The following is a 17,622-nucleotide window of genomic DNA, read 5'->3' as shown; positions in this document are numbered from 1 at the left end:
AGGAGCATGCAGATGAAGACTTTCACGCGTTTCGGCCGGTCCTGCCAGATCGGCGGCTACTACCTGCTGCTGGTGTCCTGCGCGACCATGCCCGGCAGCGACCGCGCCACCTTCGACAACCCTTGGGTCCGCGGCGACGAGGCCGCGCCGGCCGAGGCCCCGGTTCCCGCCTCGGCGAGGGCGGCCGGTCCGACGCCGGCCGAGCTGCTGCGCCGCGACAACGTGTTGCCGGCCGCGCGCACCGCCAGCGGCCCGCGCGCGGAGATCTACCGGGGCTCCGGCAGCCTGGTCGATCTCGGCAGCGGCGTCGCCGAGCCGGCGGCCGAGGAGGGCGAGATCACCCTCAACTTCCAGCAGATGGAGATCGCCGAGGTGGTGAAGATCATCCTCGGTGAAATCCTCGGGGTGAACTACGTGCTGGACAAGAACGTGACCGGCACGGTCAACCTGCAGACCAGCCGGCCGCTGACCCGCGACGCCCTGCTGCCGACCCTGGAGACGCTGTTGCAGGTCAACGGCGCGGCGCTGGTCAAGTCGCGCAACTTCTACGAAGTGGTGCCGATCGAGGCCGCGCCGTCGGCGGCGCTGGTGCCGCGCCTGCATGTCGCGGACATGCGCGGCTATCAATTGCTGGTGGTGCCGTTGCGCTACATCTCGGCGGGCGAGTTGCAGAAAATCCTCGAACCGATGAAGCCGGCGAAGGGCCTGATGAACGTCGACGAGCGGCGCAACCTGCTGATGGTGGCCGGCACCCAGGAAGAGCTGAACAACATCCGCGAGACCGTGCGGGTGTTCGACGTGGACCAGTTGCGCGGCATGTCCGTCGGCCTGTTCCGCCTGGAAACGGTGGACGCGCGGGTGGTGCTCAAGGAGCTGGAGACGATCTTCGGCGATGCCGCCAGCGGGCCGCTGGCCGGCATGGTGCGCTTCCTGCCCATCGAGCGGCTCAACGCCTTGCTGGTGATCACGCCCCAGGCCAAGTACCTCGACGACGCCCGCCAATGGGTCGAGCGCCTCGACCGTACCGAGGGCGGCCAGGGCTCGAACATGTACGTCTACTACGTGCAGAACGGCAAGGCCGAGCGCATGGCCGAAATCCTCAGCCAGCTCTTCGAACGGCAGAAGCCCGCCGGGGAGGGCGGCCGGCCCACTGTAACGCCGCCGCCACCGGTGCCGGCCGCGGGCGAGGTGGCCGCCGGTACCGAGCCGGTGCTGGTCGCGCCCGGCGGCGACGGCACCAGCCTGGAAGTCGGCGAGGTCAGCATCATCGCCGACGACGAAAACAATGCCCTGCTGATCATGGCCTCGCCGATCGACTACGAGAAGGTCATGCGGGCGATCCAGAAGCTCGACGTGCTGCCGTTGCAGGTGCTGGTCGAGGCCACCATCGTCGAGGTCAACCTGGAAGACGAACTGCGCTACGGCCTGCAGTGGTTCTTCAAGAACTCCATCGACGGCAAGACCCTGCGCGGCACCCTGGGACGTTTCCCGCTGACCACGCCGGCCGACCTCACGCCCACCGGATCGCTGACCCTGTTCGACGCGGCCGGCGCGCGGGTGTTGCTCGACCTGCTGGCGTCCGACTCGAAGATCAACGTGATTTCCTCGCCGACCCTGCTGGTACAGGACAACCGCACCGCCACCATCCGCGTCGGCGACCAGGTGCCGGTGCGCACTTCGGAAACCACCAATACCAGCGGTACCGTGGGCGAGGATTCGGCGCTGGTGACCAGCACCATCCAGTTCCGCGACACCGGCGTGCTGCTGGAGGTGAAGCCGCGGATCAACGCCGGCGGCATGATCGCCCTGGAAATCACCCAGGAAGTGAATGACGTCAAGCCGACCACCACCTCCGGCATCGACTCGCCCACCATCACCCAGCGGCGGATCAACACCAGCGTCGCCATCCAGAGCGGCGAAACCCTGGTGCTCGGCGGGCTGATCAAGGAAAACAACGGACGGACCAACGAAGGGCTGCCTTACTTGCGCCACGTCCCGGTGCTCGGCTGGGCCTTCGGCAGCAAGGGCAAGAGCCTGAGCCGCACCGAACTGGTGGTAATGATCACGCCGACGGCCGTGACCAAGCTCGACGAAGCGCGCGAAGTGACCCGGGAATACCGCAACAAGCTCAAGGATGTGAGCCTGCCCCAGGATGCCTGGTTGCGACAGGGGCGGCAGTTATAGCCCTGCCGCGCCGCCATTCGCGAATGCATGCGCTCCCAAGGTTGCTCCCGCTTCTGTGGCGGTGAATCATGCGTTTCTGCCCTGGCGAGGAGAGCGAGCGGTCCTCCGGAAAAGGCTTGGACACCCTTGAGAAAACAGTCCGGGCCTGCCTGCACCGATAGTTCACAACCGTTCTGCCGACCCGAGACCTCGCGTTCCGCGCTGCTTCGAGGGCGGCATCAACGTCACCCGTCTGCTGGGCAGCACCCACGTGCTTTTCTGCGCTCCTCGCCGAGACCCGCGCCTCCCGTTCGGAAACAGCGACCCTGAAGGATTTCGCCGCCGGCAATTTCTATGTCTGCGGCGCCTCCGTGACCAAGGATTGCGTCATTCCTCGCATGGAGACGGCACCACCTTCGTCGCCGATACCGTCGGCACGGTACGCAACGCCGATAACGTCAAGCTGGTCGACGTGGTCCTGAGCGACAGCGTGTTCAGCGCGGCGCAATTGACTGTGGTCCGCGATACCAACGGCGATGGCCTGGTCAGTGCCGGCGAGCCGGCCTTCAACAACCTCGCCAGCGCCCAGGGCACTGGAGTGCTCAGTGGGTTGCCCATCGGCCCGCTCAGCGACGATGCCAGTTGCGAGCTGTGCCTGCTGCATAGCGAGTGACGAAACGGGCTGGAAGACAGACAAGGGCGCTGCAGGAGCGCCCTTTTTCATGTTTGTATCACCTCGTGAACGCAGGATGTTGCCCGGCCATGGCCCGCGAGCCCGTAACCACGGGGCTTTCCGCCTGGTCGGGGATGCCCGTTGGGCAGGTGTGTTTCAGCGAATGGACAGCCGAAGGCGATTTCCGTATGGCCGGTGGAAAGGTTCTTCCGGGTATCTTCCGATATCCCAATAAAATCCATTTATATCAATAGCTTATGTGTGTGGCCCGGTAATTGAATACGTGTCGGTCGAGGAATCCCGAGGGGTTCCGGTTCGCCTTGTCCGGTGGCCGTTGCAGCACCGCCGGAAAAGCGATGACAAACAGGCCGCGCAATCGCTACGGATCGGGTTCCGGTTCAGGTATGGGGAGCGAGTTCCCTGGCCGGCATTGCGCGGTTCCAACGTCTCCCGGCGGCGGGATGGCCAGTCGGGGGGAGGAGCATGGCTATGCACACGCATCAGTTATTGCAATCGCTGCCGCGCTGTTTGCTGAGTGCGGCGCTGGTGGCGGGGATGGCGTCCACGGCGGGAGTCTATGCCGTCGACGGCGCACCGCCAGGACTGTTCGAACTGGATGGCAACACGGTCGACGCCGCCGCAGCCGGTGATGACTGGGGCAGCCTGCACCTGGGCAACCAGGCGGGTTCGCCGGCGGCCTTCACCGGGATCCTGTCGGACCCGGCACCGGTCACCATCTATACCCAGGGTGGATCGAAGGATGTCAACGACGTCACCCAATGGCGCTACACCAATGGCTCGGTGCCGGACAAGGACGACATCACCAACGCCTACGCTACGGCCTACGTGAACCCGGCCGATGTGACACATAACAGTCAGGTGGTACACGCGGCGGGTGACCTGATCATCTACTTCGGGCTGGATCGCTTCGCCAATAATGGCGATGCCTTCGCTGGTTTCTGGTTCTTCCAGAACAACGTCACCCTGGGCGCCAACGGCCGCTTCAACGGCCAGCACGTCGCCCGCCAGGGCATGGAAGGCCAGCCGGGGTACGTGCCGGGGGACTTGCTGGTGCTGGTCGAGTACCCGCAGGGCGCCAATGCCCAGCCGGAAATCAAGGTCTACGAATGGGACCCGCTGGACTTGGATCATGACAACGTGGCATCCAACCTGGACGAGCGTTACAGCTCGGCCAACGCCAAGTGCGACGGCACCGGCGACAAGCTGGCTTGCGCCATCACCAACGTGGCCAACCTGCCGGGTGCTCCGGAATGGCCCTACACGCCGAAGAACGGCTTTGCCGGCATTCCCTTCGAGAGCTTCTTCGAAGGCGGCATCAACGTGTCGAAATTGCTGGGCGGCGACGTACCCTGCTTCAGCAGCTTCCTCGCGGAAACCCGCTCGTCGCGTTCGGAAACCGCACAGTTGAAGGACTTCGTGCTAGGCGACTTCAACCTCTGCAGCATCGCGGTGACCAAGCAGTGCACGGCAGCGGTGGATGCGGGCGATGGCGGCAACAGCGTGCTGGTCAACTACAGCGGTACCGTGACCAACGACGGCGGCCTGCCGCTGTTCGACGTGACAGTGACCGATGACATGGGCACCACGGATACCGCCGACGACGTGGTGGTCTTCGGACCGGCCACTCTGCAACCGGGCGAGTCGCAGCCGTACAACGGCAGCTACAGCACCCTGTCCATCCCGGCCACGGACGAGGTGACCGCGGTGGGCCATCGCAACGGCACGTCGGTGGAAGCCACGGCGGAAGCGTCCTGCTCGCCGACGGTTACTCCAGCCCTGGCGGTGGACAAGGCATGCACCGCGAACATCGCCTCGGGCGGTGCGGGCATCGATGTGCTGTTCAACGGCACGGTGACCAACACCGGTAACGTGGCATTGGAAAATGTCATGGTGGTGGATGACGGCGGCACGCCGGGCGACACCAGCGACGATGTGACGGTGCTCGGCCCGGTCACCCTGAACGCCGGCCAGTCGATGCCGTACAACGGCAGCTTCAGTGCCAGTGGCAGCAACAGCTCCACCGACACCGTAACCGCCACCGGCTCCGACGTGCTCACCCAGAGCCCGGTCGAGGCCACGGCGCAAGCGACCTGCGAGGCGGATGTGACACCGGCCATCGAAGTCACCAAGCAGTGCAGCGCGAACATCAATACCGGCGGTACGGGTATCGATGTGCTGTTCAACGGTACGGTGACCAACACCGGCAACGTCGCCCTCGGCAACGTCACGGTGATGGATGACAACGGTACGCCGGGCGACTCCAGCGATGACGTCACGGTGCTCGGCCCGATCAGCCTCGCTCCCGGGGAGTCGGCGAACTACAACGGCGGCTTCAGCGCCAGTGGTTCCAGCTCCACCGACACGGTGACGGCAAGCGGTGCCGATGTGCTGACCCAGAGCCCGGTGGAAGCCCAAGCCTCCGCGTCGTGCAGTGCGGATGTGACACCGGCCATCGAGGTCACCAAGCAGTGCACGGACGCGCCGGCCTTCGGCCAGGCGATCCTGTTCGACGGCACGGTGACCAACACCGGCAACGTCGCGCTGCTGAACGTGACGGTGGTGGACGACAACGGTACACCGGGGGATACCTCGGACGACGTGACCTTCAACCTCGGTGACCTGGCTCCGGGAGCCGCGGCCAACTACAACGGCGCCTATACGCCGAGCCTGGCCGGCTTCTACACCAACACCGTGGTGGCCACCGCCGAAGACGCCGTGGAAAGCTCGCCGGTGTCGAGCAGTGCGGACGCCACCTGCGAGGTCCCGCCGCCGCCGGAAGGCGAAGGCTGCACCCCGGGCTTCTGGAAGAACAGCCCCGGCAGTTGGGGCCCGACCGGCTACAGCCCGAACCAGACTGTGGGTTCGGTGTTCAGCCTGCCCAGCGGCCAGTTGGCCAACCAGCTCGGCGGCAACAGCCTGATCCAAGCGCTGAACTATGCCGGTGGTACCAACCTGCTCGGCTCCGCGCAGATTCTCCTGCGCGCGGCGGTCGCGGCAGTGCTCAACGCCAGCCATCCTGACGTGGATTACCCACGGACGGCGGCTTCGGTGATCGCCGACGTCAACGCGGCCCTGGCCACCAAGGATCGGGCAACGATCCTGGCCCTGGCAGCGGCGCTGGATGCCGACAACAACCTGGGATGCGATCTGGCGAATGACAATTCGTTCTGATCGTACTTGAGCCCGGCGACAGGGAGGGCGCCGGGTGAGGGGAAAACGAAAGCGCAGGGCCAGTGCCCTGCGTTTTTTTGTGCTGCGAATTTATCGGTTTTATCTGTGTTAGTTGTTGTGGCTTTGGATGAAGCCCTCTGGGCACAACCTTTCTTCTGGGCGAGGCAAAACCCCTCTCCCCCGCCCCTCTCCCGTAAACGGGAGAGGGGAGTTCGTGCCGCCCGGCGCAGCGCGGTAATCCTGACGCTTTGGCATTGCCAGAAGGCTTGTAGAAAAGGTTGGGCCAACTCCGACGCCCCCGTCAGGAGGCCGAGCGGAATCGTCGTGTAGGGGGACGAGCGGCATGGATGTCGCGAGAGGCGCGATTGGCCAGGGATGGCCCTTCGCGCCGGGCCCCCGGAACGGCGATGGAGGGAGGGAACCCCGGCGCAGCCGGGCGGGGACGCCTAGTTCGGATGCCGGGGCAAGCCCTCTTGGTTACCTTCTGGGGCGACTGCCAGAAGTAACTCGCCGGGGGGCGAAACAAGAAGTCTCTAGTGAACTCGGTAGTCGGTTGGGCTCAGGAGCTTTCAGCAATGCTTGATGTAGCCAGAGCCCATTCATTCGCCCCTACAGGAGCTTCGGACATCCCTGTCCGCCCCGATCAGCGGTTGCCGTTCCCCTTGCCACCGCTGGTAGTGGTGCTGCTGCCGGACAGGCTGACGCTGACGGTGGCCGAGGCGCTGTTCTTGCCGTCGCTGATGGTGTAGCTGAACTGGTCGCTGGACTTGAAGCCCTTGGCCGGGGTGTAGGTCAGGGTGCCGTTGCTGTTCAGCTTGACGCTGCCCTTGCCGCCCTGGGTGAAGGTGACGACGTTGATCGCATCGCCATCCGGGTCGCTGTCGTTGGCCATGACGGCGATGGTCACGGCGGAGACGCTGGCCAGGGTGGCGCTGTCGTTCACCGCCTTCGGCGCCTGGTTGGCGACGCTGGACGGGTTGTCCACCACGAAGCTGGCGCTGCCGGTGGCGGACAGGCCGTTGGCCGTGGCGGTGGCACCGACGCTGTAGAAGCCGTCGACGGCGGTGCTCGCTGCGCTGACCTGCAGGGTGGTGCTGGCGGTTGCGCCAGGAGCCAGGCTGAGGCTGGCGCTGCCCAGGCCGGCGCTCCAGCCGCTCGGCTTGTTGGCGCTCAGGCTGAAGCTGCTGCTGGCGCAGCCGGCGCTGTCCTTGTTGGTCACGCTGACAGTGTAGGTGTAGCTGCTGCCGGCCGGCAGCCAGGTGCTCTGGCCGGGGGTGACGCTGATGCTCGGTGCGGCACGGGTGCAGGTGGGGACTGCGGCGCTGCCGCCGAAGTCGACGCTGACCAGGGCCTGGCTGGCGTCGGTCCACTGGGTGGTGAGGGTCATGCCGTTGGCGCTGAAGCTGCGGCCGCCGACCAGGGCGGCATCCTTCATGTCGACGAAGTTGCTGCCGGCGGTCATGTCCAGCAGGTAGCCGCTGTTGCCGTTGGCCGGGCTGGCTTGGCGCACGGAGACGCCCTTGAACACATTGTTCACGTCGACCACGCCGCGGTCGGTGAGCTGTGCGTCGAAGCCGACCGGCTGGCGGAATTCCACGTAGAAATAGCTGGGCTGGCCGCTGGCGTCGGTGCCGTTGGCGATCTTCAGGATCTTCGCGCTGCTGGTGGCGCTGCTCATGGGCTTGAGGTAGAAGCTGCCGGCGCTGCCGACGGTGATCAGGTTGCCGCTGGCCAGCCAACCCAGGCGCTCCTTGGCGAAGCCGTTGAAGTGCCCGACGGTGCCGGAGTAACCCATGATGTCGAGGGTGTCGCCGTATTCCTGGGCGGTGCAGGTGCTGCCCAGGCTGGTGTCGCCGCAATCCAGCGCGTGGGCGTGGTGCAGGCCGAGGTTATGGCCCATCTCGTGGGCGACGGTGCGCAGGATCAGGCTGTTATGGATCCAGGCGGCGGAAGGCTTGGTGCCGACCTGGCCCATGCCGCTGTAGCCGCAGGCGTTCTTCGGGAAGACATAGACGAAGCGGTCGTAGTTGGCCAGGGTGTAGCCAGAGGCCTGGGCCGCTTCCTTGGCGTACTTCTCGATGGCGAAGCCGTCGCACACGGTGCTGCTGACCGGAATGGTGTACCAGCCGGCGACTGTGCCAGTGAGCCAGGTCTGCTGGTTGGAGTTTTCCTTGAAGAAATCGCTGACGCCGCCGGCACCGAACAACAGGCTACTGGCCTGGCTGGCGGTCCACGGCTTGTCGCTCGGCGCATCCTGGAAGTTGACCAGGATGGCCAGGGTGCGCTGGGCGCCCAGGGTGTTGGGCAGGGCGCTGGTGGTGCCGGTGGAGGTGGTGGTCGTGGTGGCGCCATCGGCGAGCAGCAGGGTGCTGTCGTCGGCGATCACCAGGTCGCCCTGGATCGGGTCGATACCGGGCTGGGCGCTTTCCAGCAGCCAGCCCTGGGCGCGCACCGGGGTGCCGCTCTGCCATTCCTTGTCGCGACGGGCGAAGTGCAGCTCGAAGCGTTCGCCGAAGGGCGTCTTGAGGAAGTGGCGCAGCTTGTGGGAGCCGTCCTCGTAGTCTTCGTAGAGGACGTCCAGTTCGCCTTCCAGCTCCACGCGCTGTTCCAGCTTGGCGAGCACCTCGGCCGGCATGCCGCCCTGGCGGTCTTCCGGAATAACCACGCGCAGCACCTCGGCCGGATGGCTCTGGACCAGTTCGCCGAGCAGTTGGCGACGCTGTTCGGCCTTGGCGGCGAGCTGCTGGCGCAGGCTGGTGCGCTGGCTGGCATCGGCTTTCAGCCAGCGCTTGTACTGGGTCAGGAGTTCCGTGGTGCGTGCGCTGGCGGCCTCGCGGGCCTCGCTGACGTGGGCCGCGGTGGCGGTGTGCTCATGGTCCGTGTGGGAAGCGGCTGCGGCGAGGGACGTGCTGGCGACGAGCACGCAGGTGCAGAGCAGGGACGCGGCGAAGGGCCGGGACAGGCGCATGGGTCTCTCCTGAATCGAGTCAGAAGAAAGTCCTCTTCACGGCTGTCCATAGGAGTTCTCCTTCGGCAGTTCGGCGATCCCGGTGGGACCCGTGACTTTGCGTCGCCAGGTTGCCCTGGCTTTGCCTTTGTCGGGAGAGGAGCTTTCTGTCTTGCTGTTACAACAGGGGTAGCGAACTACCCGGTTAAAGCCCCTCGATCAGGGTGCAGGCTTTGACGCCCGAAATCCGACCTTGAAAACCTCAGTGTTCACTGCCGAAGCAGCGGGGAATTTCCTGTTTCACATACGCATTCGCGGTGTTCAGTTTTGCGTACATGCGTAATGGGTGCGGAATCTATCATGGGGTTTGATCATTTTTTATACATATATGGCATAGGTGCCGCTTCGTTTGGTTAAAAAATGATCTGGAACTTTTTCGTCGAACAAGCGAAACGGCGACGCTAGAGCATCTGGTTAAAAAATGAACAGTTGATAAGGGGAAACGACCGCTCATCCCCTCGATGCAGGGATCGTGAGGGCGGTCACATTGCGCTCAGGGCAGCAGGTCGGTGTCGTCGACTTCGTCCCACAGCAGGATCACCGGTTTGCCGCTGGGGTGGATATGCTGCAGGACCCGCGTCTTGCGATGCAGATGTTGCCAGGCGAGGAAGGGGGCGTCGCCGAACAGGGGAAAAACGGTCAGACCGTTGTTGTCCGTTTTCCCGGTGTTCGACCCGGCGTCGCATCGACCGGTTGAGGCCGGCGGTGGATGGTCGGATGACCTGCGTCCGCTTTCGATCATGACGGGTTGCTCCGAAAAGAGCGCTGCCGCGATTACCTGACCGAATCGTTCGAGTCAGGGGTGAAGAATGAATAGCAAAGGCCGCGCCATCGCCGTATCGCCTTGATCGACAAGGCTTTTGGCGAGAGCGGGGGAGAGGCGGCGGTGGATTTGTTGCACCCGGCTTACAGGCATCTTGACTAGCGGATGCCGTACTTCTCCATCATGCGGTAGAGCGTGACGCGGGAAACGCCGAGCATCTTGGCGGCCTGCGAGACATTGTTCATGGCGTGGCCCAGGCAACTGCGCACCGCGAGTTCTTCGGCATGGGCGCGTGCTTGTTCGAGGGGGACCACCTTTTCCTCCGGCTTGCTTTCCTCCAGGCCGAGGTCCTTCGGCGTGATCATGCGGTTTTCGCTCATCACCAGGGCGCGGCGGATGCGGTTGATCATTTCCCGGACATTCCCCGGCCATTTGTATTGCAGCATGGCGGACATGGCCTGGCGGGTGAAGCCGCGTGCGCTGGTGCCGTATTCCTTGCCGAACTTGTGCAGGAAGTAGAGCGCCAGCAGCTCGATGTCGCTGCCGCGTTCGGCCAGGCGCGGGACATTGATATTGAGCACGTTGAGGCGGTAGTAGAGGTCCTCGCGGAAGCGTCCCTCGTCGACGGCGCGTTCCAGGTTGGCGTGGGTGGCGGCGATCACCCGCGCGTTGCTGGTCAAACTCTGGTTGCCGCCGAGGCGCTCGATGGTCTTCTGTTCGAGAAAGCGCAACAGGTAGACCTGCAACTGCGGCGGCAGGTCGCCGATCTCGTCGAGGAAGATGGTGCCGTTCTGCGCGGCCTCGATGCGCCCGATCTTGCGCTTGTAGGCGCCGGTGAAGGAGCCCTTCTCGTAGCCGAACAACTCGGCATGGATCAGTGTTTCCGGCAGCGCGCCGCAGTTCACCGCGACGAAGGGCCCGCTACGTTGCTGGGAGCGCTGGTGGATGGCACGGGCGATCATTTCCTTGCCAACGCCGGTCTCGCCCCGGATCAGCACCGGCGCATCGACGGCGGAGACCCGGCGGATCTGGTCGAAGATCGCCAGGAACTGCTTGCTGCCGCCGACCATGTGGAACTCTTCCACCGGCATCAGCACGTTCTGCTCCAGATCGCGGAGCCGGGACATGCCGTGCAGGTGGCCGAGGGCGCACTTGAGGTGGGTGTTGTCGCTCAGCGGCAGGGTGAAATAGTCGTAGAAGTGCTCGTAGATCAGGCGGCGGAAGTCGAGGTTCTGCAGGTCTTCCGGGCGGGTCAGGGCGAGCCAGGAGACATGCTCGTCGGCGGCCAGGAGTTCCTCGAGCTGTTCGTAGCGTTCCTCGTTGACCCCGCGCAGCAGGGCGACACCCACGCGGTAGGTGTGCTGCTTGAGCAGCGACTGGGCCATGGCGGTGCCGTTGGCGCGATCGAAGACCCAATCTGGAATCTGCAAATCTGCATGCAGATGTTCATCGCCGGGCAGATCGAGAAGAAGGGCGCGGCGGGGTGATTCTGGCAATGGACGGGCTGTCGCGGACATTTGTTAAGTCCTTGAAACACTTGGCCTAAAGAAGCTCATGCGAGCCGGTGCGCCCCATGCTTGAGTGTAGATCAGCGGTGACAGTCGCCTGTCTTGACGACGAAAGGTATGGCGCGGCGCCACCACTCATCGGATGCACTGTAACGAACTGGAAACCGCACCTCGGGCCTCTATAGTCAGCTGTAGCAGGCCGTTGAAAAACGTAGGCGAGGCAGCCGAGAAAGCGCAGTTTACGTGCTGTAAAAGAGCATTTTGACTGGGCTCGCATCCGAGGCTGTTTTTAACGCCTTATCGGCAACGCAGGTAGTTTTTCAATGGCCTGATAGACGTGCGAGGTACATCGCCATGTACAGTCACTATTTCGGCTTCACCGAACTGCCCTTCACCATCGCCCCGGACCCACGCTACCTGTACCTCAGCGCACAGCACCGCGAAGCCCTGGCCAACCTGCTCTACGGCATCAATTGCAACGGTGGTTTCGTGCTGCTCACCGGCGATGTCGGTACAGGCAAGACCACTGTCTGCCGCTGCCTGCTCGAACAGTTGCCGGTCTCGACCGAAGTGGCCTTCATCCTCAACCCGAAGTACGGCATCACCGAGCTGCTGGAAGCGATCTGCGACGAGTTGAAGATCGACTACCAGCACAGCCGCAACCGCATCAAGGGCTACATCGACGCCCTCAATGCGCACCTGTTGGCGGCCCATGCCCGTGGTGTGAACACCGTGCTGATCATCGACGAGGCTCAGAACCTCGGCCTCGACGTGCTGGAGCAGATCCGCCTGCTGACCAACCTGGAAACCAGCAGCCAGAAGCTCCTGCAAATCATCCTGATCGGCCAGCCGGAGCTGCTGGACAAGCTGGCCCGGCCGGAACTGCGCCAGCTCGACCAGCGCATCACCGCGCGCTATCACCTCAACGCGCTGACCCGCGCCGAGCTGGATGCCTACGTCAGCCACCGCCTGGCGGTGGGCGGCAGTGATGCGCCGCTGTTCAGCCGTGCCGCGCTGCGCCGGTTGCACCGGCTGACCCGTGGCGTGCCGCGAATGGTGAACATTCTCTGCGACCGCGCCTTGCTCGGTGCTTTCGTCGAGCGCCGCAACAAGGTCGGCTGGCGGATCGTCAATCAGGCGGCGCGTGAGGTCCTGGGCAGCCGTCCGAGGCCGATGCCGGTCTGGCGGATGGCGCTGTTTTCGCTGTTTCTCCTGGTGCTGTTGCTGGCCGGCTTTCTCTATCCGGGTGGGCGCGACATCGCTGCCCTGGTGCATCTGCCTGGCCAGGAGACGCCCGCGCCGGCCGCCATGCCCGCCCCGGTACCGGAAGCGAGCGTGGCGCCGGTTTCCGTACCGGAGGTCGAGCCGGACCTGCTGGTCGCCTCGCTGGAGCCGACTGCGGCGGGACCTGCCGAGGGACTGACGCCCGCGTCCTCCGAACCGATGCCTTCGCGCAGCGGCCCGGGTGACTGGCACTGGCCCGAGGGCACCGATCTCGCCGCCACCGAGCCGATGGCTTATCAGGCGCTGTTCCGTGCCTGGGGGATCGCCTATGACCCGACCTCGGCACCGGTGGTCTGTCGCTTCGCCCGCAGCCATCAGCTCGGTTGCCTGTTGCAGCCAGTGGACCTGGACGAACTGCTCAAGTTGAACCAGCCGGCGGTGGTCAGCCTGAACAACTCGGTGGGGCAGCGATTCTTCGCCACCCTGCTGCGCATCGATACCCAGACCGGTGTCGCCACCCTGGAGGTCGCCGGGGAGAACCGCGAGGTCGACCTGGCCGAGCTGCGCGTCTGGTTGAACGATCGTCAACTGGTGCTCTGGCGCTTGCCGCCGGGTTACCAGGCACCGTTGCGTCCGGAGGCCAGCAGCCCCCTGGTGGGGTGGCTCGACCAGCGTTTCGCACAGTTGCAGAAGCGGCCGCCGCGCGCCTTGAAGGGCGAGCGCTACGACGAGGAACTGCAATTGCTGGTGCTGTCCTTCCAGCACCATTACCAGTTGGTCACCGACGCGGTGGTGGGGCCGCAGACGCTGATCCAGCTGAGTGCCCTGACCGAGCCGGACATCCCGCGGCTGACGGCCACGGAGTCAGAATGGGAGTGACCCATGTCCTACATCCTCAACGCCCTCAAGCATTCGGAAAGCCTGCGGACCCGCAGTGACGTTCCGCACATCGATACCCAGCAGGAATTCGTCGAGCTGCACCAGCAGCGAATGGAGGACCGCCATTGGAAAGGGCTGGCGCTGCTGGCCGCGGGCGCGCTGCTGGCGAGCCTGGCCGCATGGTTGTTGCGCAGCCCACCGGATGAACCGGTTGCACCCGCACCCGTGCCGATGGCGTCCGTCGCGAAGGAAGCTCCGCCTCTGGCTCCGACAGCCGTGATCGACGAACCCGCTTCGCCCGCAGAGTCCGCACCGGGAGCGGCCACGTTGCAAGGGATGGTCGGGGTGCGCATCCAGGTCGAGGACGAAGAAACCCAGGCCGCGCCGCTGGCCCTCGAATTACCGGTGCGGGCCGGACGTGTCCCGGCGGCCGTATCTGCGCCGGCACAAGGGCAGGTAGCGCCGCCGGTTGCCGTCTCGCCTCCTGCGGATGCGGTCGAAGCGTCGGCGGACGAGCTGGGCGATGCACAGCACTGGAAGAAGCTGCCCTCGGCGATTCAGAAACAGTTGCGCGACATGGCATTCAACGCCCATGTCTATTCGGCGAACCCGTCGTCGCGTTTCATCCGCGTCAGCGGCCGGACGCTGCGTGAGGGCGATGCGTTGAACGCCGAGCTGCACCTGCAACAGATCACCCGCGACGGCCTGGTGTTCACCTACCGGAACGGGCGCTACTGGCTGCGTTTGAATTGAGGCGGGGAGCGGAAAATGAAAAGGGCCGCTGAGCGGCCCTTTTCTTGTGTCACTTGGCGTACACCACACTCGGTAGCCAGGTGATGATCGACGGCCAGAGGTAGGCGATCACCAGCATGCCGAGCTGGATCAGGATGAACGGCACCACGCCCTTGTACATGGTGCTGGTCGGCACCGAGCTGGGCGTGACCCCGCGCAGGTAGAACAGCGAGAAGCCGAAGGGCGGCGTGAGGAACGAGGTCTGCAGGTTCAGCGCGATCATCACGCCGAGCCATACCGGGTCCAGGCCCATGGCCAGCAGCACCGGGCCGACGATGGGCACGACGACGAAGGTGATCTCGATGAAGTCGAGGATGAAGCCGAGCAGGAAGATCACCAGCATCACCACGAAGAAGGCGCCGAACACGCCGCCGGGCAGTTGCTCGAACACGTCCTCGATCAGCACTTCGCCGCCGAAACCACGGAACACCAGGGAGAACAGCGAGGCGCCGATCAGGATCAGGAACACCATCGAGGTGATCTCGGTAGTGCCATAGGCGACTTCGCGAAGCTGTGTGAGGCTCAGCTTGCGCTTGAGCAGCGCCAGCAGCATCGCGCCGAGGGCGCCGAGCGCCGCTGCCTCGGTGGGCGTGGCGTAGCCGGCGAGGATCGAGCCGAGCACGGCGGCGATCAGGATCAGCGGCGGCATCAGGGCGCTGAACAGCTTGCCCCATTCGATCGGGCCGAGTTCTTCCTGGGGCAGGGCCGGCAGCTTCTTCGGCTGGGTCACGGCAACGAAGATCAGGTAGAGGATGTACAGGCCGACCAGCACCAGGCCGGGAATCAGCGCGCCGACGAACAGGTCGCCCACGGAAACGGTCTTCGGCGAGTAGATGCCCATCTTCAACTGGGCCTGCTGGTAGGCGCTGGACATCACGTCGCCGAGCAGGACCAGGATGATCGACGGCGGGATGATCTGGCCCAGGGTACCGGTGGCCGCCAGGGTGCCGGTGGCCACCGCCGGGTCGTAGCCGCGGCGCAGCATGGTCGGCAGCGCCAGCAGGCCCATGGTTACCACGGTGGCGCCGACAATGCCGGTGCTGGCGGCGAGCAGCGCACCGACCACGCAGACGGAGATGGCCAGGCCGCCGCGCAGGGTGCCGAACAGCCGCGACATGGATTCCAGCAGGTCTTCCGCGACCCGTGATTTCTCCAGCATCACCCCCATGAACACGAACAGCGGCACGGCCAGCATGGTCTGGTTGTTCATGATGCCGAACAGGCGGTTCGGCAGGGCGTGCAGGAAGCCGGCGTCGAAGGTGCCGGTGAGGACGCCGATACCGGCGAAGGCCAGGGCCATGCCGCCAAGGGTGAAGGCTACCGGGTAGCCTGCCATCAGCGCGACGCAGATGCTGACGAACAGCAGGATCGCCATCAACTCAGCCATGCTTCACCTCCGTGACGGGCTGGCGGCCGGTGAGCAGGTAGCCGGCCTTGATCAGCTCGGCCACGCTCTGCAGCAGCAGGCTGACGACCAGAACCAGGATGATGCTCTTCTGCAGGTAGACGAAGGCGAGACCGCCGGCCTCGTTGGATTTCTCTGCGGTCGCCCAGGAGGTGGTCACGTAGTCCCAGCTGTTCCAGCCGAGAAACAGACACACCGGGATCAGGAACAGCAGGTTGCCGACGATCTCCACCAGCGCCTGGCGGCGTCCGGAAAACTTCTGGTAGAAGATGTCCACCCGCACGTGGGCGCCGCGTTGCAGCGTCCAGGCGGCGGCACCCATGAACACCAGGGCATGGGCATAGAGCACCGCCTCCTGGAGGGCGGTCGCGCCGATGCCGAAGCCGTAGCGCAACACCACGACTACCGCCGTGCCCAGGACCAGGAACAGGGTCAGCCAGGCGCAGCCTCGGCCGAACAGGGAGTTGATCGCATCGAGCCCGTGCGCGACGCGGAGCAAGGGAGGGACTTTATCGGACATCGGGGGCCCTTTTTTTCTTATGGATAAGGGGACACGACGGCCTTTGTGGGGCCGCCACGGTGTAGTACCGCATCCAGCGGCGCCAAAATGCCATGTCCGCAGCACGCATACTGAGCGATGGCACGTATTTTCCTGTCTGTCTGCGCGACTCGGCCCGCCATTACGAGTAAGGTTCTTCGCGCGGCCGGCGCGGGATTCTAGGCATGGCGAAGTGATCGCAGCAATGCCGCTGCAACTTTAGTCGTACCGGCTACGCTTGAGAGTCACGTCCCCCGTATGCTAGCAATGCCACGTTTGTCCATCGGTGATCCCGTTGGTCAGACCACTACAACAACAAGGAGTACTGCATGAAACGTCGCGACATACTCACCGCCGCCGGGGTCGGTCTGGCCGCCACTGCGCTGGCCGGTTGCCAAAAGCAGACCGAGACCGCATGCGAACAGCAAAGCACTGGTCAGACCTTCAACTGGAAGATGGTCACTTCCTGGCCGAAGAACTTCCCCGGTGTCGGCGTGGGGGCCGAACGCTTCGCCAAGCTGGTCGATGAAATGAGCAACGGCCGCCTGAAGATCAAGGTCTACGCGGCTGGCGAACTGGTTCCGGCGCTTGAAGTCTTCGACGCGGTTTCCCGTGGCACCGCCGAAATGGGGCACGGTGCTCCCTATTACTGGAAAGGCAAGGTCCCGGCCGCGCAGTTCTTCTGTGCCCTGCCGTTCGGTCCGAATGCCCAGGAAATGAACGCCTGGCTGCATAAGGGCGGCGGCATCCAGCTGTGGGAAGAGGTGTACAAGCCGTTCGGCGTACTGCCGATGGCCTGTGGCGCCACCGGCGTGCAGACCGCCGGTTGGTTCAACAAGGAAATCAACTCGGTCGACGACTTCAAGGGTCTGAAGATGCGTACCCCGGGCCTGGGTGGCGAAGTGCTGACCCGCATGGGCGGTACCGTGGTCAACATGCCGGCCGGCGAGATTTTCACTGCCCTGCAGACCGGTGCCATCGACGCCACTGAGTGGATCGGCCCGTACAACGACCTGGCCCTGGGCCTGCACAAGGCTGCCAAGTACTACTACACCCCGGGCTGGCAGGAGCCGAACGTCACCTTCGAACTGGACGTCAACATCAAGGCCTGGGAAACCCTGCCGGCGGACCTGCAGGCCATCGTTCGCGCGGCAGCCCGCGACGTCAACGGCGACATGCTGGATGACTACAACGCGCGCAACATGGAAGCGATGGAAACGTTGAAGAAGGAAGGCGTGGATGTGCGCCGCCTGCCCGACGAAGTGCTGGCCAAGCTGCGCGAAGTCGCGGCCGAGGTGGTGGATGCCACCGCCGCCGCCGACCCGGTGGCGACCAAGGTCTGGGAACAGCAGAAGGCCTATCTCCAGCGCTTGTCCGACTACGCGGAAGTCAACGAACGGGATATCTACAACATCCGCCGCAGCTGATGCCCTGTAGTTGAAAGGAGCGCCGGCGCAAAGCCGGCGTTCTGCTTTCCG

At 64.6% G+C, this 17,622-nt stretch carries 11 protein-coding genes and 1 riboswitch; of the genes, 6 read left to right on the top strand and 5 right to left on the bottom strand.

Features of this window, described 5'->3' with window-relative positions; all coding sequences use genetic code 11:
* The first annotated feature begins 12 nt into the window (after positions 1-12).
* The 3 genes from gspD to BZL41_RS26680 all read left to right on the top strand — a co-directional run bounded on the left by gspD (position 13) and on the right by BZL41_RS26680 (position 6,028).
* Positions 13-2,184, top strand: coding sequence for a type II secretion system secretin GspD (gene gspD / locus BZL41_RS26690; RefSeq protein WP_218224647.1), 2,172 nt, complete (start codon positions 13-15; stop codon positions 2,182-2,184).
* 361 nt (positions 2,185-2,545) lie between these two features.
* Complete coding sequence (locus BZL41_RS26685; RefSeq protein ID WP_095602057.1) at positions 2,546-2,836, top strand: hypothetical protein; 291 nt, start codon at positions 2,546-2,548, stop codon at positions 2,834-2,836.
* A gap of 489 nt (positions 2,837-3,325) precedes the next feature.
* Positions 3,326-6,028, top strand: coding sequence for a hypothetical protein (locus BZL41_RS26680; protein ID WP_095602056.1), 2,703 nt, complete (start codon positions 3,326-3,328; stop codon positions 6,026-6,028).
* Positions 6,029-6,671: 643 nt separating this feature from the next.
* On the opposite strand, the gene BZL41_RS26670 is transcribed toward BZL41_RS26680, so the two are convergent.
* From BZL41_RS26670 to BZL41_RS26660, 3 genes are all read right to left on the bottom strand, one after another.
* Positions 6,672-8,996: an Ig-like domain-containing protein gene (locus tag BZL41_RS26670; protein ID WP_095602054.1), complete on the bottom strand. Its 2,325-nt coding sequence runs from the start codon at positions 8,994-8,996 to the stop codon at positions 6,672-6,674.
* 61 nt (positions 8,997-9,057) lie between these two features.
* Positions 9,058-9,132, bottom strand: a riboswitch (cyclic di-GMP riboswitch).
* Between the two features lie 396 nt (positions 9,133-9,528).
* Complete coding sequence (locus tag BZL41_RS26665) at positions 9,529-9,777, bottom strand: hypothetical protein (RefSeq protein ID WP_095602053.1); 249 nt, start codon at positions 9,775-9,777, stop codon at positions 9,529-9,531.
* Between the two features lie 179 nt (positions 9,778-9,956).
* Positions 9,957-11,315, bottom strand: a complete 1,359-nt coding sequence (locus tag BZL41_RS26660) for a sigma-54 dependent transcriptional regulator (RefSeq protein WP_218224649.1) — start codon at positions 11,313-11,315, stop codon at positions 9,957-9,959.
* Positions 11,316-11,660: 345 nt separating this feature from the next.
* On the opposite strand from BZL41_RS26660, the gene BZL41_RS26655 reads away from it, so the two are divergent.
* Both BZL41_RS26655 and BZL41_RS26650 read left to right on the top strand, forming a co-directional pair.
* Positions 11,661-13,409 (top strand): ExeA family protein, encoded by a 1,749-nt coding sequence (locus BZL41_RS26655; protein ID WP_095602052.1) that lies wholly within the window; start codon positions 11,661-11,663, stop codon positions 13,407-13,409.
* 3 nt (positions 13,410-13,412) lie between these two features.
* Complete coding sequence (locus BZL41_RS26650; protein WP_095602051.1) at positions 13,413-14,162, top strand: general secretion pathway protein GspB; 750 nt, start codon at positions 13,413-13,415, stop codon at positions 14,160-14,162.
* Between the two features lie 49 nt (positions 14,163-14,211).
* On the opposite strand, the gene BZL41_RS26645 is transcribed toward BZL41_RS26650, so the two are convergent.
* Together BZL41_RS26645 and BZL41_RS26640 are read right to left on the bottom strand one after the other, a co-directional pair.
* Positions 14,212-15,588: a TRAP transporter large permease subunit gene (locus BZL41_RS26645; protein ID WP_095602050.1), complete on the bottom strand. Its 1,377-nt coding sequence runs from the start codon at positions 15,586-15,588 to the stop codon at positions 14,212-14,214.
* On the bottom strand, positions 15,581-16,126 hold the full coding sequence (locus tag BZL41_RS26640) for a TRAP transporter small permease subunit (protein ID WP_095602049.1): 546 nt from the start codon (positions 16,124-16,126) through the stop codon (positions 15,581-15,583). The genes BZL41_RS26645 and BZL41_RS26640 overlap by 8 nt, the downstream gene beginning before the upstream one ends.
* A gap of 347 nt (positions 16,127-16,473) precedes the next feature.
* On the opposite strand from BZL41_RS26640, the gene BZL41_RS26635 reads away from it, so the two are divergent.
* Positions 16,474-17,571 (top strand): TRAP transporter substrate-binding protein, encoded by a 1,098-nt coding sequence (locus tag BZL41_RS26635; RefSeq protein WP_095602048.1) that lies wholly within the window; start codon positions 16,474-16,476, stop codon positions 17,569-17,571.
* Positions 17,572-17,622 lie beyond the last annotated feature (51 nt).

It is taken from the genome of Pseudomonas sp. PIC25, assembly GCF_002286785.1.
GTDB lineage: Bacteria > Pseudomonadota > Gammaproteobacteria > Pseudomonadales > Pseudomonadaceae > Pseudomonas_M.
Note: the sequence above shows the minus strand (reverse complement) of the source record. Positions and strands in the feature narration are given on the sequence as shown.